The organism is Spiroplasma sp. ald, assembly GCF_044714355.1.
Lineage (GTDB): Bacteria > Bacillota_I > Bacilli_A > Mycoplasmatales > Mycoplasmataceae > Spiroplasma > Spiroplasma phoeniceum.
Genome location: NZ_RXFY01000007.1, coordinates 1 through 23,101, shown reverse-complemented (window position 1 = coordinate 23,101; position 23,101 = coordinate 1). Strand labels below are relative to the sequence as shown.

At 26.7% G+C, this 23,101-nt stretch carries 23 protein-coding genes; all 23 read right to left on the bottom strand.

Going from position 1 to position 23,101, the window contains the following annotated elements:
* Window positions 1–63: 63 nt before the first annotated feature.
* Window positions 64–459 (bottom strand): hypothetical protein, encoded by a 396-nt coding sequence (locus EHU54_RS00975; protein WP_400248448.1) that lies wholly within the window; start codon window positions 457–459, stop codon window positions 64–66.
* Window positions 460–633: 174 nt separating this feature from the next.
* Window positions 634–867: a hypothetical protein gene (locus tag EHU54_RS00970; RefSeq protein WP_400248446.1), complete on the bottom strand. Its 234-nt coding sequence runs from the start codon at window positions 865–867 to the stop codon at window positions 634–636.
* 104 nt (window positions 868–971) lie between these two features.
* Complete coding sequence (locus tag EHU54_RS00965; RefSeq protein ID WP_400248445.1) at window positions 972–1,886, bottom strand: ABC transporter permease; 915 nt, start codon at window positions 1,884–1,886, stop codon at window positions 972–974.
* Complete coding sequence (locus tag EHU54_RS00960; protein ID WP_400248444.1) at window positions 1,886–4,024, bottom strand: ribose ABC transporter permease; 2,139 nt, start codon at window positions 4,022–4,024, stop codon at window positions 1,886–1,888. Before EHU54_RS00960 ends, EHU54_RS00965 begins: the two co-directional genes overlap by 1 nt.
* Window positions 4,008–5,573: an ABC transporter ATP-binding protein gene (locus tag EHU54_RS00955; protein ID WP_400248443.1), complete on the bottom strand. Its 1,566-nt coding sequence runs from the start codon at window positions 5,571–5,573 to the stop codon at window positions 4,008–4,010. Before EHU54_RS00955 ends, EHU54_RS00960 begins: the two co-directional genes overlap by 17 nt.
* A 16-nt stretch (window positions 5,574–5,589) precedes the next feature.
* Window positions 5,590–6,993: a BMP family ABC transporter substrate-binding protein gene (locus EHU54_RS00950; protein WP_400248442.1), complete on the bottom strand. Its 1,404-nt coding sequence runs from the start codon at window positions 6,991–6,993 to the stop codon at window positions 5,590–5,592.
* A 265-nt stretch (window positions 6,994–7,258) separates the two neighbouring features.
* On the bottom strand, window positions 7,259–10,213 hold the full coding sequence (locus EHU54_RS00945) for a hypothetical protein (protein WP_400248441.1): 2,955 nt from the start codon (window positions 10,211–10,213) through the stop codon (window positions 7,259–7,261).
* 19 nt (window positions 10,214–10,232) lie between these two features.
* A complete protein-coding gene (locus EHU54_RS00940; RefSeq protein WP_400248440.1) occupies window positions 10,233–11,231 on the bottom strand; it encodes a hypothetical protein in 999 nt (332 codons plus the stop codon).
* 114 nt (window positions 11,232–11,345) lie between these two features.
* A complete protein-coding gene (locus EHU54_RS00935) occupies window positions 11,346–11,621 on the bottom strand; it encodes a hypothetical protein (protein ID WP_400248439.1) in 276 nt (91 codons plus the stop codon).
* Window positions 11,622–11,715: 94 nt separating this feature from the next.
* Window positions 11,716–12,258, bottom strand: a complete 543-nt coding sequence (locus EHU54_RS00930; RefSeq protein ID WP_400248438.1) for an L-threonylcarbamoyladenylate synthase — start codon at window positions 12,256–12,258, stop codon at window positions 11,716–11,718.
* Window positions 12,259–12,277: 19 nt separating this feature from the next.
* The gene (locus tag EHU54_RS00925) at window positions 12,278–13,702 is read right to left on the bottom strand and encodes a polypeptide chain release factor methylase (protein ID WP_400248437.1); all 1,425 of its coding nucleotides are present in this window, start codon (window positions 13,700–13,702) and stop codon (window positions 12,278–12,280) included.
* Window positions 13,703–13,737: 35 nt separating this feature from the next.
* On the bottom strand, window positions 13,738–14,598 hold the full coding sequence (gene prmC / locus EHU54_RS00920; RefSeq protein ID WP_400248436.1) for a peptide chain release factor N(5)-glutamine methyltransferase: 861 nt from the start codon (window positions 14,596–14,598) through the stop codon (window positions 13,738–13,740).
* On the bottom strand, window positions 14,598–15,674 hold the full coding sequence (gene prfA / locus EHU54_RS00915) for a peptide chain release factor 1 (protein ID WP_400248435.1): 1,077 nt from the start codon (window positions 15,672–15,674) through the stop codon (window positions 14,598–14,600). Before prfA ends, prmC begins: the two co-directional genes overlap by 1 nt.
* Before the next feature lie 104 nt (window positions 15,675–15,778).
* Window positions 15,779–16,087: a hypothetical protein gene (locus EHU54_RS00910; RefSeq protein WP_400248434.1), complete on the bottom strand. Its 309-nt coding sequence runs from the start codon at window positions 16,085–16,087 to the stop codon at window positions 15,779–15,781.
* Window positions 16,088–16,101: 14 nt separating this feature from the next.
* Window positions 16,102–16,686, bottom strand: coding sequence for a thymidine kinase (locus tag EHU54_RS00905; protein ID WP_400248433.1), 585 nt, complete (start codon window positions 16,684–16,686; stop codon window positions 16,102–16,104).
* Window positions 16,687–16,688: 2 nt separating this feature from the next.
* Window positions 16,689–17,651, bottom strand: coding sequence for a bifunctional oligoribonuclease/PAP phosphatase NrnA (locus tag EHU54_RS00900; protein WP_400248432.1), 963 nt, complete (start codon window positions 17,649–17,651; stop codon window positions 16,689–16,691).
* Between the two features lie 13 nt (window positions 17,652–17,664).
* Window positions 17,665–19,590, bottom strand: a complete 1,926-nt coding sequence (locus EHU54_RS00895; protein WP_400248431.1) for a hypothetical protein — start codon at window positions 19,588–19,590, stop codon at window positions 17,665–17,667.
* 178 nt (window positions 19,591–19,768) lie between these two features.
* Entirely contained in the window at window positions 19,769–20,074 is a 306-nt protein-coding gene (gene rpmE, locus EHU54_RS00890) for a 50S ribosomal protein L31 (RefSeq protein ID WP_126821167.1), read from the bottom strand.
* Between the two features lie 83 nt (window positions 20,075–20,157).
* Window positions 20,158–20,802: a nitroreductase family protein gene (locus tag EHU54_RS00885; RefSeq protein WP_400248430.1), complete on the bottom strand. Its 645-nt coding sequence runs from the start codon at window positions 20,800–20,802 to the stop codon at window positions 20,158–20,160.
* A 28-nt stretch (window positions 20,803–20,830) separates the two neighbouring features.
* The gene (locus tag EHU54_RS00880) at window positions 20,831–21,181 is read right to left on the bottom strand and encodes a hypothetical protein (RefSeq protein WP_400248429.1); all 351 of its coding nucleotides are present in this window, start codon (window positions 21,179–21,181) and stop codon (window positions 20,831–20,833) included.
* 64 nt (window positions 21,182–21,245) lie between these two features.
* Window positions 21,246–22,169 carry an FAD-dependent oxidoreductase gene (locus tag EHU54_RS00875; protein ID WP_400248428.1) on the bottom strand — a complete coding sequence of 308 codons (924 nt, stop codon included), beginning with the start codon at window positions 22,167–22,169 and terminating at the stop codon, window positions 21,246–21,248.
* 163 nt (window positions 22,170–22,332) lie between these two features.
* Window positions 22,333–22,659: a cation:dicarboxylate symporter family transporter gene (locus EHU54_RS00870; RefSeq protein ID WP_400248427.1), complete on the bottom strand. Its 327-nt coding sequence runs from the start codon at window positions 22,657–22,659 to the stop codon at window positions 22,333–22,335.
* Window positions 22,569–22,985 carry a cation:dicarboxylate symporter family transporter gene (locus EHU54_RS00865; RefSeq protein ID WP_400248426.1) on the bottom strand — a complete coding sequence of 139 codons (417 nt, stop codon included), beginning with the start codon at window positions 22,983–22,985 and terminating at the stop codon, window positions 22,569–22,571. The genes EHU54_RS00870 and EHU54_RS00865 overlap by 91 nt, the downstream gene beginning before the upstream one ends.
* Between the last annotated feature and the right edge of the window lie 116 nt (window positions 22,986–23,101).

Here is a 23,101-nt window from a genome sequence, read left to right as displayed (position 1 = left end):
ATAAAATCAAATTTATCAAATTTCATAATTTTAGATTCCTATAATTTCTATTTTAAATATATTTTATAGGAATTTTAAAATAACTAGGTTATGCAAGAAGTCTAATGGTTTAACATTAGTATTATAATTAATTTCAAAATCATCGTAAATTGATTTGAATTCATTGTTTTGATCAATTATGACATTTTCATAATTATTAAAAAAGTTAATTAAATATTTTTTGATTTTTGCAATTGATTTTTCTAAAATTTTTTTAATTTCATCTGGTTCATTTGTAATAACATAAGTAACTGTAAATGGGCGCATTTGTCTTAAGGATTTAAAACTTAAATCTAACATAAATTCATACTGAATTTGAACTGCTCGAACACCAGTCGTTGTAGTATTAGTTAATTTATTAATTTTATCTAAATCAACATAAGTTAAAGTAAATTTATCTGCTTCTTCAAGGTGATACAATGGTTTTTTCTTTAAAGTATTAAAATAATTTGGATATGTTTCACTAATTTTAACATTTAATTTCTTAAATATTTCTTTACATTCATTTTGAAATTTTTTTAATCCTAAATTAATCTGCGTATTTGAACGGTCAAGAACAACCGACTGGTTACGTTGATTAACTAAATCATAAAATTAATTTAATTCTGGAAATTCGTTTGAATTTTTAATATTTCCATTGCTATCATAATTTGTTATCTCATTACTAACATCACTGGCAATTTTCATTCAAATTAACATCTCATTTTGTAAATTTGAATTAGTATAATTAGTATCACGATATTTTATCATTCGACAACTTGTAATTTTACTAGTTATCCCAGTGGTAAATAATCCGACAACACTAAAAATAATGAATAGTTTTTTCATAAATAGTTTTTTCCCCTTATTTTTTACAGAATATATCCTCAGAATACATTAATTATAGAAAAAAATAAGAAAATGTAAATAAAAACAATCGATATCGGTTGTTTTTATCGTAATGACTTATCAAATGGAATTCCGGATGCTTTTGGTACTTTTGAATATTTTGAGAAAATAACCATTGTTATTAATGCAAAGACAAATGGTAAAATTTTTAATAACTGATTTGATGGATCAGCAATATTTCAACCCGCAAAACGTCATAATGTTCCTGCTAAAGCAATTAAAAAGCTGAATAAGACTGCTCCCAATGTAATATATTGAATTCGTCATTGCCCAAAAATCATAATTGCCAAGGCAATATATCCTTGTCCTTGGACGTCACCACGAAATTGTCCAGAAACATAATGAGTGAACATTGCCCCTGCTAGGCCTGCTAATCATCCAGAAATAATAACTGCCTTATATCTTGTTTTAATTACATTAATTCCAGCTGCATCAACTGCATTAGGATTCTCACCACATCCAACATAGCGTAGTCCTGTTTTTGTAAATCTAAAGAAAATAAAGGTAAAACCTGCTAAAACAATTGCAATAATTAAGAAAATATTAATAATTTGATATGAATCAACCCCAATTGTATTAAAACCTGTTTGAATCATATTTCCAGCCGCTAAGGATGGAATGCTTACAAAAAATAATCCGATTCCAGTTGCTAATAAATTTAACGCTGTTCCAGAAATTACTTGTTGTGCTTTTAAAGTAATTGAAGCAAAACCATGTAATAAGGCAAAAGTCCCACCACAAATTGTGGCAATTAATAAAGCAATAATTTGCATTCCATTACCATATTGTGATAATACTTTACCAAGTAATGCATAAACTAACGCACCAATGATCATCATTCCATCAATAGCAATATTAACAACTCCTGCGCGTTCTGAATACAAACCAGCCATTGCCGCAATTAACAATACTGCAAAAAGAATTGAACCATTAGCAAATAATTGTGAAACTGCTTCCATTATTTTTTTCCTCCTTTTTGCATTTGATAAGCGGTATTTTGACGATGATATTCTGCTTTTAAAATTTTATTATCTTCTGAAACAACTTTTCGAATATGTTTTAATTTTTGATTTAATTCCTTTTTCCACTGTGGCATCTCTCTTTTATGTTTTTTGCGCATAGCTTGATATTCAAGATTAAATTGTTTTTTCATCTCTTTTAATTGCAGTTTTAAATTTTGTTTTAACACATCCACTTCCTGTTGAATCTTAACATCTGCTTTTACTTGACGATTAATTATTCTTAATTCCCGTTTAATTTTTTTCTTACTTTGATAATTTGCTATTTTAAATTGATACATTTCACGACGTTGTTGGCGTTTTAATGCTTTAATTTCTTGATTTAATTTTTTAGTAATCAGTGCTTCTTCTTTTTGCAATCTTTTAAAATCATTTCCATATTTTTGTTGAATTTGATTAAAAATAGGATAATAACTTTCACGTAATTTTTTAATAGCTTCCTCTTGCTTTAGAACTAAATCACCATATTGCGACTGTAAATGTGATAATTTAGCATATAATTCTTTTTTCGGCAAATTATAAAACTGTGATAATTCTTGTTTTGCTTGCCCTTTTACTTTTCATACGGCTTGATAATAATTATTTTTTAAAAAACTAATTTCTTGTTTTTTTAATAAATATTCATTTTTCACTTGTACAAAATGGTCTAATGCGGAACCAAGGGCAATAAATGTTGCTAATTTATATTTTGTTTTAAGACCACGTTGCCCAATTTTTGTTGCTTCCTTATATTTTAAATTTTCAAAAAAACGAATTTCTGTTTTTAAAGTGGTAATTTTCCCAGCATATAACGTTAATTGATCATTAATTTCATTCCGATATGCTTTAATTTCTTCTTTAGTTCCTTCTTTTTTTAATTCTTGCATTTTAATTCGATATATTTTATTCGTATTTTTAATTTGTTTTTGATATTTATTATATTCTTGCTTTCATTCTACATTGTGTTGAATATTTCATCAACGACACAATCAAAAGATCGGTTTAAAGTAAATAAATAATGTAGAAATTGCAGACATATAAATAATGATTCCGAAAATCAATTGTCCTATTTGTTTTGACATTTGAAAATCAGGTAATTGCGTTGCTTGCAAAGCAGCTGTTTTAATAATTCCTCATAATAAAGCAATTGGTAAAATAGCAAACCCATTTGTAAAAGCAACTAATGCAACAGCAATTGCATCAAAACCGATAACTGGTAATGCATCAGTTGTAAATTGTAATACTGTTGATTGTGTCATATAATATAACATTCCTAACACGCCTGCTAAAGCGCCTGATAATGCCATTGAAACAATAGTATATGTTTTAACATTTGTTCCAGCGTATAAAGAAGCATTTTTTGATTTTCCAACCGCTTTAATTCGAAAACCTAAAACAGTATAATTCATAATAAAAATAATTATTCCTAATAATAACATTGCAATAATAAATGGAATAATTCATAATTGCCCATTCAATACTAAATTAAAATTTGGGGCTGTTGTAACAATATCAATTGTTGAATTTTGATTTGAATTTCACATCCCATGCGCTGGATTCATAAACATTCATTTCATAACATACCAAACAATTCAATTTAACATAATTGTTGAAACAACTTCATGAATATTAAAATAAGCTTTTAATGCCCCAGCAATTGCTGCTAACATTGCACCAACAAGAATTGAAATAAATAAAGCTCCAATTACGCCAGCTCCTTGACTAATTGTGGGATTCTTTAAACCTAAAACAATTGTCATACTACCTGCTAATAACATTTGTCCAGGAACACCAATATTAAATAATCCAGCTTTAAAACCAACCGCAACAGTTAATCCCGCAACAATATAAATTGCTCAATAAGTTAATGTCGAATCTTTTAATAATGGGTGAAAAGCTAGTCGAAAAACATAACTAAAAAATAATAATGGATCTGATGCATTTGCACCGATAATAATAAAACTAAGCAGAACTCCTGCAATAATTGCACAAATAGATGCCTTAAAATAGTTCATTTTAGTTTTAAATTCATTTGAACGAAAGAAAGTTCTTGTTTTCTGTTTTAATAATCATCCATAATTTTTAATTTGTGTTTGCATTAATTTTTATTCCTTTCTTATGATATCTTCCTGCCATCATTAAACCAATTTCTTCACGTTTAATTTTATTGCCAGTAACTTCACCAGTAATGCGTCCATTATGTAAAACAACAATACGGTCAGCTAAACTCATAATTTCTTCTAATTCATACGAAACTAATAAGACTGCTTTTCCTTGTGCTTTTTCTTCCAAAATTTTATTATGAATATATTCAATTGCTCCAACATCTAAACCCCTTGTTGGTTGAACAACAACTAAAATATTATGTTGTCGTGATAGTTCTCGCCCAATAACTAATTTTTGCTGATTACCTCCTGATAAGCTGCGTGTAACAGCAAAACCAGAATTTGCACCTCGTACATCATATTTATTAACAATTTGTTGAGCATATAATTGAATTGTTCCTTTATCTAATAAACCATAATTTGAAAATGGTTTTTGATTAATATTTTGTAAAACAACATTATCAATTGCATTGAATTCTAAGATTAAACCATATTTATGATGATCTTCAGGAATATGAGACATTCCATTTTGATAGCGTTCATAAATACTTTTTTTGGTCACATTAATATCATTAAAAATTATTTCTCCAGAGGCTCCTTTTTCTAATCCGGTTACAACATTTACTAATTCAGTCTGCCCATTTCCTTCTACTCCAGCAATTGCAACAATTTCTCCTGCATGAACGGTTAAATTAAAATCATCTAAAGCCATCAAACGCGTTAGGCCTCTTTTCTTTACTGATAAATTTTCAATTCTTAATAAAACTTCTTCTCGTGGTGCTTGCCCTGAATTTTTAATTTCAACTAAATTACGGCCAACCATTGCTTCAGCAATTTCTTTCTCATTTTTATCTTGCACATTAAAAGTTTCGACAACTTTTCCACATCGAATAACTGTTGCCTGATCAGCAATTTTTTTCACTTCATCTAATTTATGAGAAATAAAAATAATTGTTTTCCCATCTTTTTTTAAATCTAACATAATATTTAATAAGCCTTCAATTTCTTGTGGTGTTAAAACAGCTGTTGGTTCATCAAAAACTAAAATATCTGCTCCACGGTATAAAATTTTTAAAATTTCAACTCGTTGTTGCATTCCAACTGAAATATTTGCAATTTTTGAACGAAAATCAACTTGCAAATTATATTTAATTGCAATTTGAGCAATATCACGTGCTTCTTTTGAACGATTTAAAAATACTTTCCCTTTTAACTGTTCATATCCTAATGTAATGTTATCAAGTACAGTAAAAATATCAACTAATTTAAAATGTTGATGAACCATACCAATTCCTAATTGATTCGCTTTAATAGGATTATTAATATATTCTGGTTTTCCATTAATAAGGATTTCTCCCTTTGTTGGTTCATACAAACCAAATAAAATACTCATTAATGTTGATTTTCCTGCTCCATTTTCGCCAATTAAAGCATGAATTTCACCTTTTTTTACTTTTAAGGTAATATCATCATTTGCAATTAAATCACCAAAGACCTTGGTAATATTATTCATTTCTATTGCATATTCATTATTGTTTTTCATATTATGTCCTTTCCTTCTATTGCAAAGCGGTTTCAATTGCATTTAAAATATAAGTTTTCAATGTATCACTATTTTGATAAGTATTTGCTAATGTTGTTGTAAATACCTTTGCTGCTACAGGAGGGACATCATCAATTCCTCGGGAATAAACATCTTGTAATACTTTAATAATTTTATCAAATGCTGTATCCTTTGTTAAATTATCAGTTTTATTATGAATAAAATTAACAGTATCTTCATTAATTGATTTTGTTGTTTCAATCCCTGTCCAAGTTGGATGCTGAATTGATGATTGATCAGTATTAATTCAACATTCCGGTGTCACATGATTATTGTCTCAAGTATTACTATTAGATGAATAACCACATTTATCTGAATAAATATTCTTGAGAGCTTCTTGAGTTGAAGTTGCAATTTCTTTTAAGGCACTTGTTACGATTATGTCTTCTCCATAAATTTTAGATTGTTCTGTATCCACACCAATAACTTTAACTGGTGATTTATTATATTTAATTCGGCCAATAGTATCTTGGGTCTGCGGACCTGCAACAGGGAAAATAATACTTGCTCCACGAAAAAGTAATTCATCTGAAATATCTTTCCCATGTCCAATTTCAAATGATTGTGAAAATCATGATTCATTATTTTTTATAACATTTTGTACTTTTTCAATTTTTTGTAAAGCAGTTACTGATGGATTCATTTTTTTAACTTGTGCTAAAAGATCTGTTCTAATGTTAAATAAGTTTGGCAAATTGCTATTACTAATGATTGCATTAAAAATATCAGCAGCCACTAAAAATCCTCACATATAATTTGAAACAGCGCCAGGATTATCCATTCCACCATATGTAGATATTTTTAAACCTGAAGGATATTTGCTTTGATTAGCATTTAATCATAATGCTGTTGCAATTCCTGCAAAAAATCCCGATGATTCAGCTTCATAACTTATTCCAACAACATTTGTTGCTAATGGTTTTTTGGGATCCATTCCTAAATGAATATTTTGGCTACTTCCATCAATATAAATTAAATTATCAACTATTTCTGCACCTCATCCAACGGTATTACCATGCACAAAACCTGGCAAAATTAATGTTTTTGCGCCAGCAATATATGCTGTTAAATAAGCTATTTTAAAGTCAGATGGTGTTTGACTTGCTGGTTCATAATAACTAGCTCGATGGTGACTTTTTTTTCACTCTGATGGTAAAATTTCTTTATCCTTTTGTGGAATGACATATTTACTTGCTCCATCTCATGCTGATTCATTAAACGATGCATCGGTCACAATACCAGCATCGGTAATAACTCAAATATTACTATCAAAATAATATTTTTTAGCACATGTAACAAGAAAAAGACTCGAACCATTTAGCAAAGTTGCTGCTACAAAAACACTGAGCAATTTTCTCATTGTTTATTTCCTCCCGTTTATTACTAATAAATTATATTTTTTAATTAATTATTATTCGGCAATTGAATATTTCCTTTCATACTTAAATTACTATGTTTAATGCCCTAACAATGTAATATCTCATTGCTAATTTATTTTTAACATATTTTTAAACGAATGAAAAGAAAAAAACTACTTTCTAAATAAAAAAAGTTAAATTTAATCAACCTAAATTTAATTTTTTTAATAAATTTATTTATAATATTAATCAATAAAATAATAATTTTTATTTGTTATTCTTTTTACAAAATGGACAATTTGTTTCAAATGGAATATCTTGTTTAGTATATTTAGAAATATTATGTAAATTAAGATGATTATAATCAGCAAATTGATTATTATTTGCCCTTATTTCTTCTTGAGATGAATTACTATTTTTAGTTCGATAATAATTGCCCAAACCATATGAACTTTCACTTGAGTTAGCAACACCATATGTGTTAGAATAACCTTTTTTATTATATAAATTATAACGTGTTGATACTAAGTTAATATCACTAATTTGAGGATAAAACTGATCAATTGGTACAACACCGTGATGCTTAATATATTTTTTAGTTTCAACATCGTTAATTTTTTTTGCAAAATCTACTGATTTTGCCTCTAACGATTCAACTTTTAAAGTTAAATTTTTTAAGTGATTTTGCACTTCTCGTAATGTTTTTGTGTGTGTTGTGTGTAAGTTAATTGAATCTTTAATTAATTCTTCAATTTTTTCAAAACGATATTCAAGATCATTTGAAATAACTTGTTGTAATGGTGGTTCTTCTACAAATGGTGTTTCCTTAATTGGTTCTGGCTTTTCCTGATTAAAATATTCAATTACTTCATCATCTAAATTTGAAAAATCACCATTCATAATTTTATCATCTAATTCATCTAAACTATACGATACTTCGTCTTTTAAAATTGGTCGAATTTCTGGTTGCAACGATTTATTTGTTTCATTTGTAACAATATCATGTAATAAATCACCTTGATGATCTTCTATTTTATTCTTATTTAATTCATCTGCGTTAACTTCTAATTGATTTGTTCCTTTAACATCTGTTGTAAATATTTCTGCAGGTACACTATCTTCTGTTTCTGTTAAAATAGTATTTTGTTTTTCATTCATTGAGATATTAAACATATCTGCTCCCACATTGTTTGGTTCTGTTGTATCTAGTGGCTCAGGAGTTAATTCTAAATTAATTGCATCATTTTTTACCTCATGCTCGGGTTTTACTTCATTAGTTCTTAAGATTTCATCTGCAACTAGCGTTGCCATATTATTTTCTATTTGTTCTACTGTTTGTTGTTCAACTGATAGGTCTGAAAGCTCATTGTTTTCAGAAGATTGTATTTCATCATCATAATTATCTTCATCATAATTATCTTCATTTGCAACTGAATCAATTTCATCAAGATGCCCAACTTGTGAATCATCTAACCCGGATAGTTCAGCAAAAGAGTAATCATAATTATCTAGTACATTATCTGTTTTTGTTTTTTCATCATCTGATGTTTTAATATCAGGTAATAATTCTCCTTTTAATTTATCAATATTATGATCAGATGGAATAAATATAATTCCTGTCCGTTGTGATTCTTGGTTTGCTAGTTTAATATTGTTATTCATAATTTTTATCTCTTTTTTTGTTTTACCATTATCTACAACATTATTAAAAGTATTAATTTCTAAACTAATATTTTTTGATGATTCATTAATGTTGTCATTCAAGACATTATCAATTAAATTATTATCTGTTGCTAAAATTTGATCATTAAGAAAATCAACTGTGGCTTGTGAATTATTATTAAATATTTCAGCAATACGCATTAATTTTAATTCATGCTCTGGTTCTAACTTTAATTTTCTTACTAATCCATTTGCTTGTTTAGCAAGAAAATTATAAATTTTAGCTTTCTTTTTAATGAATTTAGGTTTTACTTCTGCTATTTCTACTTCTTCTTCTACCATTTGTTTAATATTAAGTGCTTGTTGATGCATTTCACTTCATTTATTATAAAGTTTTTTTTGTTTTCTTGTCATTGGTTTCTCTGATGTTCATGATGAATTCAAAAATTCATCATCTAAAAAAGAAAAATTTGGTTTTTCATCTTCTGCTGCATTAAAATCAGCATTTTCGTTTACAGCGCTTGTTTTATCAGCAAAACTTTTAATATCAGCATTAAACTTATAATCAGCATTTGGTTTTACATCCAAGAATGGAGCAGGAATTTCCTCAACTCGTTCATTTTGTGAAACATCATTTGCTGAATTTTGATCTTCTAACTGGTCTGATTCCAAGTTTGATTTTTCTTGTTGTTTAACTTCATTAACAACTGGTGGTTTTGATAATTCTTTTGATTTACTTTGTTTTAAATCAGTTTCCGTTGTATTTGATTTTGTTTCAAAAACCGCTGGCTTCTGCGGATTTATCATAGTTTGTGTCATATCATTAATTAAATTTGCTAATTCATGTTCATCAACATCATTTTTATTAGAATTAAATAAATTATTTAATTCATTTGATGAAAAAATCGAATTTGATTTTTGATAAGATAACTTTTTACTATCATCCTTTTTTGCGTAATCATTGTTTTTGAAATCTCTTTCGGTTTCTCCGATCCCTGCGATAGTCGCGTCAACTCCCAAAGTTGCGCTTCCATGATACTTTCCCTCTTTATTTACCTCTTTTTCAAGTTTTTTATCTTGGTGGTAAATAACAATCATATTTCGTTCTTCAACAAAATTTTGTAAAGACTCAACATCAAATAATGATGATTCAATAAACAATAAACCAATAAACATTAATGCTGCTAATATTAATACTGCTACTTTTCCATAAATTAATGCTGCAATAATTAATGTAACAAATATCATTTTAATATATGGTTTTGCAATTAATTGTCCTTTTTTAACACGATGCAGTTGAACTGATACTAGTGTAATAACTAATAATGCAACAAAAATTGTTAAAGCAGTAATTGTGTATCCTCAAATATCTACTGTCAAATAACTTAAAATTTGTTCTTGTTTAAAAATTGATGTTTGAAAAATATCATTCATTGAATTTAAAATTGATGGAAGCGCAACAGATTGTATTACCAAAAAGTTTAAAATAGCAGTAAAAATTTGAACTATAGCTCCAATTATAATTAAACTTCACCCTAATGTTACTAAAAACACAAACATTTTAATTATCCTCCTCTATCTACTTTCCACCGCGCATAGCTCAATAATCAAAGCTAATTTTTTCATCATCCTCATTTTCTGTTTCAACAGAAGCAAAATCTGACATTGGATGATAAGAATCACCTGCTTCTTTTGTTGGTTCTTTAGTAACGACATTATCATTTTCATTTTTAATAATATATCGTTTGTTATAAGCACTAACTTCATGCGCAACCAATTGGTCTGTTGCATAATTGCCATACATTTGTTTAACATAAGTTTCAATTAAAAGTGGATTTAATCCAGCAATAAATTTAAACTGTAAAATTCCTTTAAAAATAGATTGTACTAAGCTAAATATTTGTTTAAATTTGACATATCCCACTAAATCAATATTATTAAAAATTACTACAATATTTTCTGTGATGTCATAAGCACGTAAAATTTCTTCAAATTCTCTTCTAATATACTCTAATGGATCATCAAATTCTAACTCATTAACAATTACAATTGAATTAGAATCATTAACTTGTTCTAATGATTCACTTTGTTTTAAAGTTCGTGCAAATAATTTAACACGATCTCATAAAACTTTTTTATCCTCTAAACTAACTTTTGGTAGTCCCTTAATAATTTTTTTAAGTAAAAATAAAAATGGTGAAGCATATAATTCAATACGTAATAAATCAATATTAACAAGCGGCATTGAAAAAAAGGAGGTAGCAATTTCAAACATTGAATCACAATTTCTTTTATCCATAACTGCTAAGAAAAATTGCATTTCGTTATTTTTTTCTTTAAAAATTTTCATTAAATCACGAATAATTTCAAAACTTGATAATGTAATTCCATCAATCTTAAGTTCATCAGTTTTAATATTATGATTACTATTCTTTAGAAAGTCTCCTGTCAGTTCCACATCTTCATTGTTACCTTGTAATAAATTTATATTTGGGCCATTACTTTTCATATTTATTGTATTTGTTTCATCAGTATTTAATTTCATATTTTTCATTCTTTCGAATGGATTGATGTACATCGCGTAGTCCTCCTGCTTCGTTTATTTATAATTAAATTATATCATATTTCTAAAAAAATTATAAAAAATTGCATTATGAAATGCAATTTGGTATGATATTATCCTTTTCTAAAATTAACCATTGTGCTCTTTCTTTAAATCCGGAACTTCTTGTTCTAATTGTTTAATTCTTTCTTCCTTGTTTCCTAAGGGTGGATTGCTAGCATCATCATCTTTTTTACGATAGTCCCTCATTATTTTTCTTGTCCCAATTCGAAGATTATCTTTATTCATAAAAAAGAAATGCCCCATAAAGTAACCAATAACTCATACACCTAAAAATAAGATTGTAATTAAGAAAGCAACAGTATATTTTTCTTGGTTAATAATAAATAAAACAGTAAAATACATGTTAACAAAATTAAGATACATAAAACAACAACATTAATAATTCGATATCATGATCATTGTTTTTTATTTATTTTTTTTGCCATTTTTTGCCTACTTATCTAATAAATTCTTTTGTTAAAGAATTATAAATCTTTGAAGGACGATTATCTAAATAACCAGCGTCAACAATAATATCAACATTAAATTTTTGAAGATCATTAAATTCTTTAGCATAATTTTGACCGCTAATATTTACACTTGTCCCATAAATTGGCCCAACCTTATTAATAATTTTTTTTAATCATTTTGATTTTGTAATTCTAATCCCAATTGTATTATCTTCTGTAATGTTATAAAGCTTATTAATATCATCTTTTATGTTACCTATTATTATAGTAATAGTTTCATTCTTTTTAAAGAGCTTTAAATCATCACGTGGCAAGTCAATAAAATTCTTCGCCATACGAACTGAACTAACAATAACTGATAAATACATTTTTTCTGATCGTCTTTTAACTTTAAAAATTCTCGCTTTTGCTACTGGTGAACTAATAATACACGTCATACCATAAATAGTATCTGTTGGAACAATAATAACTTTTTCTGCTAAATAACCAGCAATAATCTCTTTGCGATTTTTTACAGTATATACTTTCATATATAATTAGCCTCCTTTCTTATGAACCTTTTGAATTTGATTTAATTTGTTCATTGCTAATATGATTACTTTTAATTTTTGAAATATGTAAAAGAGCAATAATTGATAAAACAGTAATGAAAGCAGATAATAGAATACCACTTGCTAATAATTCATTTCCTTGTAATCAAAAATAATCTAAATGTGTTGTTTTAAAAAGTGGTTCCATTACTGTTTCTTTAAAATTATCACTTTGACTATTTCAATAATCAACTGCTTTTGTTAATTCATATTGAGAAACCAGAAACATTACTAGTGAAGTCCCAGTTACAATTAAAAAACTAACATAAAAACTAATAAAACCTTTTTTAGTTAAATTTGGTTTTTTCAACATTACAAAAGTAAATGCAAATAACATTGAAATAATTAAAGCAGAAGAAACAATTGGTACAACACTAATAAAAATTCCTGACCCGGGCATATTCATTGTCATCTCAAAATAATCAATATTTGGTTGATCTAAAATACTAGTTGTATTCGGTATAATAGCATTAATTGTTAATTGTGGATAAAAGTAAGAAAATAAAAAAAACCGGTTTGCATCAGTAAAACTACTGCCAATAATAATTGTATAAACAAATTGGGGAATAAAAACCATACTTGAAAAAAAAACAACTCATAGTGAAATATTAAATTCATTTGGAATTAAATATAGACTAATAAACTTTTTAAGACGACTTTGATTAAATGTATCTTTTAAAACAAATAATTCTTCTTTTTTAGTTGGATTAATATTATCATTTAATAATCATTCTAATTTAAAACTAACTTTCAACATAATAAAAATAATAAAAATCATTTGTAATCCTGTAATTCATCAAATAGCATTAAGACCAATTCATGTTAATGGATATTTATTGTTTGTTTCAGGCCCTGTTGCTAAATTAATTAATGCTTTAACAATTGCATCTCGATTTGGAATATCTTTATGAATCATATCTTGAATATTTTTAACAAACTCAGGACCAGTATAACCACCTCTTAAAGAACGACATCACTCTGTAAATAAATCATAATAATATTCTGCAAGTGAAAATAATAAACAAGCACTAAATAGAAAAGAGATAATAAAAACTGTTCCAATTAACAACATTCTATTAATAAAATTAACTGTTCGTTTCTGATGATGAATGTAAAAAACACTACTAATAATGGCACCTGCTAATGTTCCTAACGCAATATATGGCAAACCAAAGATTAAAAACTCATTTGGTAGATTAGGTGTTGTAAATGTTGTTAACACGTCCTTAGGTACTGTTGCAATAAAATTAAAGTATTTTTTTAAAAGTTGACCACTATGTGATACATATATAAAAGTAAAATATGGGACCATAATAAATAAAACTAATAAAAAAGCAATACTAATAATGCGAGTTCTTTTAATATTTTTAAGTTTATCTTCCATATCCTGCACCTCACACTTAAGTTTCTTTTATTTTACTACAAAATATTAATAAATAACATTCGTCATTTTTTATTTATATCTTTTTGAAAATAATATTTCTGATTTGGAAAATATTCTTTTACTAATTTTTCTAAATCTTTTTTTTGGTCATAACCATGTTCAAAACATAAAATGCCATTTTTTTTAACAACCTTTTGTCAATTTTGAAAAATTTCTCGATAAAAATATAGGCCATCAATATCACCAAACAAAGCAACATGTGGTTCATAATTTTTAACACGATTACTAATATTTTGATTCTTTGGAATATAAGGTGGATTACAAACTAGCAGATCAACTTTAATCTTATTTTTAATAAATGGTTCTAGCATATCACCTTCCAATAATTTAACATTTTTGCAATTTAACTGCTTAATATTTCTTTTTGCTACTTTTAATGCTTCAGTTGAAATATCACTAGCATAAATTGTTAAACTTGGATTTTCTAAGCCTAAACTAATTGCAATTGCTCCGCTCCCAGTTCCAATATCAATTAAAGTTAATGGTTCATCACCATTATTAAGCAATATTTCATCAATTATAATATTAATATTATCAACTAATTCTTCTGTTTCATAGCGAGGAATTAAAACATTATAATCAACATAAAAATCATATCCATAAAAATTTTGTAAATTAGTAATATGTTGGATTGGTTTTCCATTACGATATGCCATTAACTGTTGTCAATAATCATCAATCTTAAAATTAATTTTATCATTTTGAATTGCATATAATTTTGCTAATGAAGTTTTCATAAAAAATGCTATTAAAATTTTAATATCGGCAAGATAATTAGCATTATTCGAGTCTTTCAAATAATCTTCTGACTTTTGAATTAATTCATTAACTGTCATTAGTTTCCTTCCATTTTCAATCTTTGTTCTTCATTAATTAATGCTACTACAATTTCATCTAAATTACCTTCCATAATTTGGTCTAATTTTTGTAGTGTTAAATTAATACGATGATCAGTAACCCGATTCTGAGGATAATTATATGTTCGAATTTTTTCACTCCGGTCGCCTGTTCCTACTACATCTTTTCTTAATGTTCCACGCTCTTCATTAATTTTACGTTGCTGTTCTTCATATAATTTACTTCGTAAATGTTGAATTGCTAATGCCTTATTATCATGTTGACTACGGCCATCTTGGGAAGTTACAACAACTCCTGTTGGTAAATGAGTAATTCGAACAGCTGAATCAGTTGTATTAACATGTTGTCCCCCTGCTCCTGAAGCACGGTAAGTATCAATTTTTAAATCAGCAATTTTAATTTCAAAATCAACTTCTTCAATTTCTGGTAAAACGGCAACGGTTGCTGTTGATGTATGTACTCGCCCTTTACTTTCTGTTTTTGGAATTCGTTGAACACGATGTGCTCCTGATTCAAATTTCATTTTTGAATAAACACGATCTCCTTTAACTATAAAGGAAATTGTAGAAAAGCCACCTGCTTCTGATTCATTTGCTTCAATTAATTCTACTTTTCAATGTTGTTGTTCTGTATATTTTATATACATTCGATATAAATCACCAGCAAAAATGTTTCCTTCATCACCACCTGCTGCTCCACGAATTTCAAAAATAACATTCTTATCATCATTAGGATCTTTTGGCAATAACATTACTTTTAACTCTGCTGTAAGTTGTTCTTTTCTTATTTCTGAGGTTTTTAATTCTTCTTTTGCTAATTCAATTAACTCATAATCCTTTTCTGTCTCTAAAATTAATTTTGCTTCATTAATATTATTTAAAACATTTTTATAATTTAAGTATAAAGCAACGGTTTCCTCTAATTGTGCTTGTTCTTTTGCTAAACTAGTTAACTTTTTTACATCATTAACTATTTCTGGTTTTGTTAATTCTTCATTAATTAAATTTCACCGCTTTAACATCGTTTCTAATAGTTCAATTGTTTTTTGATTCATTTGCTTCACCTCTTTTTTAGACACTTAACAATTATAATATATTTTAAATAATAATGATTAATTTAATTCATTATAATAAAAAAATCATAATAATTAATGACTTTTTACTGATTTGAAATTAATGTTTGAAATTTTGGCAAATTTTTTAATTGGTCAACTAAAGTTAAACGATATTCGCAACTTTCAAATGTTTTTTTAATGGGATGTTTATGAATAATTTTTTGGCTAATTTTAAAAACATTACCATTAACAATCACATTGTCATTTTCCTTAATTAATAAGTCTTCTAAAATTATTATTTTGGAATTAATTGGCAAATTTTCAACAAAATGAGCTTTAATTTTTTTTATATTTTTTGGTTTACTATTTATAATAAAATAAACTTCAGCATTTAATCCACTTTTTGTTAACATTTTTTCCTCCTACATTAGTATGTTACTTCATGGCAATGACGACAGCGAGCTTCATATTTATCCTTTTCACCAATTAAAACAATTGGATCATAATAATTAGCTGGTTTCCCATTAATTAAACGTTGGGTTCTATTTGCTAAATTTCCACATCTAACACAAATTGCATGCAATTTCTTAACCTCTTCTGCTCGTGTCATTAATTGTTCAACATTAATAAAAGCTTCACCTCGAAAATCTTTATCTAAACCATTAACAATAACAATAATTCCTTTATCTGCTAAAGAATCAGCAAGTTTAACAATATTATTATCAAAAAATTGGACTTCATCAATCCCAACAACATTTGTTGTTGGTTTAAGGTTTGTTAATAACTCTTCAGAATTCTTAACTGATATTGCTTCAACTGCTTTTTTGCTATGACTAAAAACTTGGTTTTCACTATAACGATTATCAATTGTTGGTTTAAAAACTTGAATTTCAAATTTAGCATAACCTAGGCGAACTAAGCGGCGAATAAACTCTTCGGTTTTTCCAGAAAACATACAACCAGTGATAACTTCTATTCAGCCTATTTGAGCTTTACTATTTAAAAAATACATTCTTAACCTCCCATATATTTAATGTTATTTTTAATTACAAAACTTAAGTCTTTTAAAACTCGTTCTAAATCTTCTCACTGATAAATTTTTGCACCGCTTGCTAACTGATGACCACCACCATAGTACTTTTCTGCTACTTTATTAATAATATAAGTATTACTACGAATGCTAAGGTTTATATAACCCTCTGCTTTATTTTCAATTACTCACATTCAAATTTTAAATTCTTTAATATTACTCATAATATTAACCCATGGTTTAACAGTCTCATAACTCATATTATGTTCTTTTAATATTTCATCAGTTATCTTAACATAACTAATTTCTTTATCATAAATAACTACTTGCGATAACAAATAATTTTTAAAGCGTACATTAACTCATGATTCTTCATATAAATTTTGATAAATTGATTGCAAATCAAAACCTGTCGCAACTAATTGCCCTGCTAACATAAAAGTATTGTGGCAAGTTTTACTATACATAAAACGATTTGAATCTGTTACAATTCCAGTAAAAATTAATTTGGCTGCCTCTGGTGTTACTATTAATTTTGATGTTAAAACTAACTCAGCAATCATTTCTGAAACTGCAATTTTAGTTTCATCAATTCATTGTATATCACCAAATGGCGTAACATTAGGATGATGATCAATTTTAATAACTTCTTTTGCTTTCTGCCAATATTTACTATCAATTGGTTCAATGTTCGCTGTATCAGTCACAATTACTAATGCATCTTTATAATCTTCTGCTTGAAGAAGATCAGGTGTTGCTAAGAAGGCTAAAAAATCATTTGGTGCACCATCAACTAACACCCTCTTATTTGGAAAATTATCTTTAATGAATTGTGCTAATCCAAATGCTGAACCATATGCATCACCATCTGGTGAAATATGACGTAAACAAATAATTGTCTTATAATCTTTAATTTTTTGTAAAATAATTCCTTTTAAATCTTGCATTTGTTTTCCTCGCTTATATGTTAACAACTAAATTATTGTTAACTTTATCATAAACTAATAATGCATTCTTTTCAAAATATATTGTTGTTGTTTTTTTTAAATTTAGTTCTTTTTCTGACACTAAAATTTTAAACATAACTTCATCATTAACTTCAAAAAAGCAAACAATTGATTTAAAGACTTTTTTAATTGACTTAACATGTCCTTTATATAATAAATATAAATCTTTGTTAAATTCCTTTGTCTTTTGGAATGAGATTAAGTTTGGATTAACTGCTAAATAATATTCTTTTTGATCAATTAATTTAGTTCCTTTAGGTAATTTAATCTTAATTTTTTCATTTTCTAAAACATTTTCTGCTATAGAATATTTCATACTAAAAACATTTTCTGAACTATTATACATTATTTGATATAAATTAATTGTATTAGGTAAAAATTCAGCATGATTTTTTGACATCAATTTGTAATTATTATCCTTATCAAAAAATAATAATTGTGTAACATAATTTTTAATATTCTCAATGTTCTTTGTTAAAACTAAAAAAGTTAACTGTGGATTATAGTTTTTTAAACTAAGTAAAATTTCATTTAATTCATTTGCTTCATTATGAGTTAAATTGTCAAAAGTATTATGTAAAATAATTAATTCTTTCTTACTTAAAATGGCATTAATCAATCTAATTTTAGTATGATCAAAACTACTTAAATTTTTAGTAAGTTTAAATCAATTCATTTTAATATTTAAATTACTCATTAATTTTTTAACTTCTTCAAAAGCTTGATTATAAACTGTTACAACTTTTTCATTTGCTTCTTCAATAGCAAGTGAATTATCTTTTTCACGAGTTTCTAATGTATTATTTAATAATTCCAAATGATATTTATGAAAATATTCTAAAACTTTTCCCTTAATAATTGTTGCTTCATCTGGTAATAAATTTGCAATTAATTGTTCTTGTTTTTGATTATAGTTAAATCATTGATCTTCTGATAATTTTGTTCAAGTAATTATATTTGAGGAATTACTTTTATTTAAAATTCCTTTAATAACACTCTTATGTTTACTATCTTTTAAAACCATATTTATAACATTAAGACGATATTTTTTTAATGCTTTTCGTGCTTTAATTAAAAAATAACGTTCATATGTAATTTCAGTCTGCAATATTTTTAAATACTTTTCACAAACTAATTTTGCCCCAATAAAACCAAAACTTTTATCTTTAAGTTTTCTTTTTTTAGCAATTTCATAACAATCACACAAATAATCTAAGTCAGAAATATAATAAATTTTATCTCATAAAGCTTGTAAAAATGCAAGATAACCTTCATATACACGAATTTCTTCTCTTTTGTAAGTATAAGTATGTAAACTTTGAATAAAAATTGAATCTTTATCATCATCTAAAATTTTACTAATTTCTTTTTTATGGAATTCACTAATTTGAGTTAAATAAGTCTCAATTCATTCTTTTTTAATATGAATTGAATTATTAAAATATTCATTAATGATTTTATCTATTTTTAATATTAAATCTTGTTTATTTAAATCATTACCAATAAAAACTAAATTTTTATAAAAATATTTATTTTTATTATATTTTAATGAACTATCATGTAAAAATTTTGGCGTTTTTAAAATATGATAAGCCAAACGTAATTTTGTTGGTAAAAAAGCTAATCTTAATGGGGCGGGTGATACATAACCAATTCTACGTTCTTTTGGTAATAAAGTTGTGATATTTCTATTGTTTAAATAAATTGTTCCATTACGTGGTTTTTTCTTTCCCAATAACAATTTTAAAAAATATAATTGTGAAAACTTATTCTCAAAATGAGTCCCCAAAATTTCTTGACTATCAACACTAAAATTTAAATCACTAAAAATAATTTTTTTATATCGTTTATACTTTAAATTATTAATTTTCAATCCCATTAAAATACCACGCTCCCAATTAATTTTATTATACCCAAATAAAAATAATAAAAAATAGTTATTGTTAAGTTAAACTTATATTTCCGCTAATTTTTGAAGAATTATGTTTCTAATTTAATAAAATTACATTACAAAATATCAAAAAAACCTTTATCTTTTTAAGATAAAGGTTTACCAATTATTCTGCTTTTTGTTCATCAGATTTTGGTTTCGCTGTTTTTTTGTTAAGTTCTTTTTGTGCTTTTGATGCTTTTTCTGTTTGTTTTACTAACTCTTCTTTTTTATTAAATTTAGATTTAAATCGTTCAACACGTCCAGCTGCATTAGCAAACTGTTGACTTCCTGTATAGAAGGGATGGCATGAAGAACAAGTATCAACTTTTAATTCTTCTCCTTTAGTAGAACCACTTATGTACTCAGTTCCACAAGTTGTACACATAATTTTAGTATCAAAATATTTTGGATGGATTCCTTCTCTTGCCATATAACTCACCTCACTTTTAATAATATGACTGCATATTATTTGCATGTAAATAATGATAACACATATTTTAAAAAAAACAAAGATTATTTAATAATCTTTGCAAATTCATTAAAATCAATTCTAACACGTGGCATTGTTGCTTTATCATCATCTTCATCATAGTATCCTAACGCTAAAGCTAAGACTGTATGATATTTTCCTTGATCAAACGTACAATGTTTTGCTAATAACTCATCACATTTTTTTGCATCAAAACCACCCATAATAGTAGTTCCTATTCTTAAATCAGCAGCTTGAATTGTAATAAAACTAGTTACAATATGAGCTTGTTCTGAAACAAATGCAGAAAGATGTTCTTTTTGTTGCAAAAAAGTTTGATATTTTTTAATTGCCTTTTCTAAATCATCTGCTTGATTAATAACTCGTTCTAAGCGTTTTGTTAAAAATTCAGTTGAAACTAAATAAGATGGATTAGTACCCATAATAAGCATTATACAACTAGCATTTTTGACTTTTTCTTGATTTCAGTCAAGCACTGCTTCATCAGCAAATTTCTTTTTTAATTCTTGATTTGTAATACTAACAACATTAGTTACTTCAATTCCTAATGAACAAGGTGCTAAGCGCCCTGCTTCAAGTATTACTGTTAAATCTTTTTGATTAATTACTTTTTCACTATTATATTTTTTAATAGTTTTTCGTCAATTAATTGCATTTTTTACTGTCATTTAATATTATTATCTCCTTTAATTTTTATTACTCATTAATTTTTGTCAAAGCAACGTTTAATACATCAACACTTTTTGCAAAAGGAGGTGAATATGGTAGATCTAAATACTCAATTTCACCAATTTTAGTTTTTGTTCAAATAATTGGGATTAAAGCATTGATTCTTAAACTAGCTTTATTATAAACAAAAATTTGTGCACCAACAATAATTTTAGCTTTTTGGTCATAAATAATTTTAATTGTTACTGGCTTCGCATCAGCAACATAGTGTGTATGATCTGTTCCGTTTACAACGACCTCTTTCACATTAAAACCATTCAAAATTGCTTGTTCTTTTGTATATCCTGTTCGAGCAATTTCACTTTCGAAAACCTGCATAATACTTGTTCCAATTCCACCAGGAAAATGATCTTTCTTTCCTGCTAAAATATTACCTAGAACCTTACCATTTTTGGCTGCAATTGTTGCTAACGACCATATAATTTAATTTATTATCAATAATATTTTTTGTCATCACACAATCACCTACAGCATAAACATCTTTAATATTTGTTTCAAATTTGTTATTCACTAAAATTGCCCCAAATTCATTCATTTTTAAATCTGTTGTTTTTAAAAAATTAGTTGCAGGAGTAACCCCAATTGTAACTAATACTAAATCTGTTACAATTTCTTCTTCCGATGATAATTTAATTTTTGTTACCTTATTATTTTCAACAACAAGTTCTGTTACTTTGGTATTTGTTTTAATTTTAATTCCTTTTTTTCTAAATCATTTGCTAATAAATGCGCAATATCTTTGTCAAGCAATTTTCGTGAAATTCATTTGTCAGCTTCAATTAACGTATTTTTTTCTTGCCAAGCCAAAACTTTCACAAAATTCTAATCTAATAAAACCTCCGCCAATAATAGTAACATTTTTTACTTTTTTTAAACGTGAACGTAATTCAATGGCAGCTTCCAAGGTTGTCCCTGTAAAAACATTTACAGCGTTTTCTCCTGCTAAATTTAAACGACGTGGTGTTGCTCCAACACTAATAATTAATTTGTCATAATTATCAATAAATTCTTGGTTTGTATTATAGTTAATTCCGTAAATAGTTTTTGTTTTAAAATCAATGCGTGTTATTTCACAACTAGTTTTAACAAGAATCCCCAGATTTTGAAATTCTTCAACAGTTCGTGCAATCATTCTTTCTGCATTGTCAAAATGTTTTCCAACATAATAAGGAATTCCACAAGCTCCTAATGATGGATATTTAAACTTTTGATAAGCAATAATTTCAACATCATTTTTTAACATACGTTTTAATTTACTTGCTGCTGTCATGCCAGCTGTTGAACCACCAATTACTATTACTTTCATATTTTTCAACTCTCTTTCTTCTATAGTAATATTATAACCTTAGATTATTAAAATAAAAATAAAGGACTAAGCCTTTATTCTTTGTTTTTTTTTCCCGTTTTCGTTTTTTTTCGCAATCTTGACCATTTAAAAAGAATTAAGTCTTCATTTTCTAATGAATTAGTTAACTGAGCAGCAGTTGTTGTTGCTTGTAATCCCCCGCAACATTGACAGCTGTTCGTCCCATATCAAATAAACCATCTAGAGAACCAATAATTGCATAAACTGGCACATACAATGTTCCTAATCCAATTCCTCCTAAAACACCAGCAGTAACAACACTTGCTGTCCCTGGCACACCAGCAATTCCTAACGATGCGACAACTACTACCAATAAAACAATAAAGAAATTAGCAACAGTTAAATCATATAAACCAGCTGTTGAAATAAAAGAAACAACAGACTTCTTGCATAACCTAGTAAAATAATTCCTGCTTGTACACCTGCACAAGCAGTTAACCCCATTGTTGTAGTTAAAGGAGCAGATATTCCAACAAGATTCTCTTTTACTTTTATATCATCTTTTAAAACTTCCATTGTTACGGGTAAGGTTGCATTAGAAGATTGAGTTGTAAAACCCTGAATTACCGGTTTGATAGCAAACTTCCATCATTTAAATGGATTTACTCCTGATAATGTTAATAATAATGAATGCCAAATTAAAGCAATAATTAAACATAAATAACCAACTCCAACAATAATTTCAATGTGTGCTAAGTATCCAATTGGTCGTGAAATAATAGCATAAATTATCATTGACATTACAGCATATGGCATTAATTTAATAATAGACTTCTTGCATAACCTATTAAAATAATTGTAAATATTTTTAAAAAGATACTAATAGCAAATTATAATTTTAATTAATTATGTCTTTTATTTAAAAATTTAAT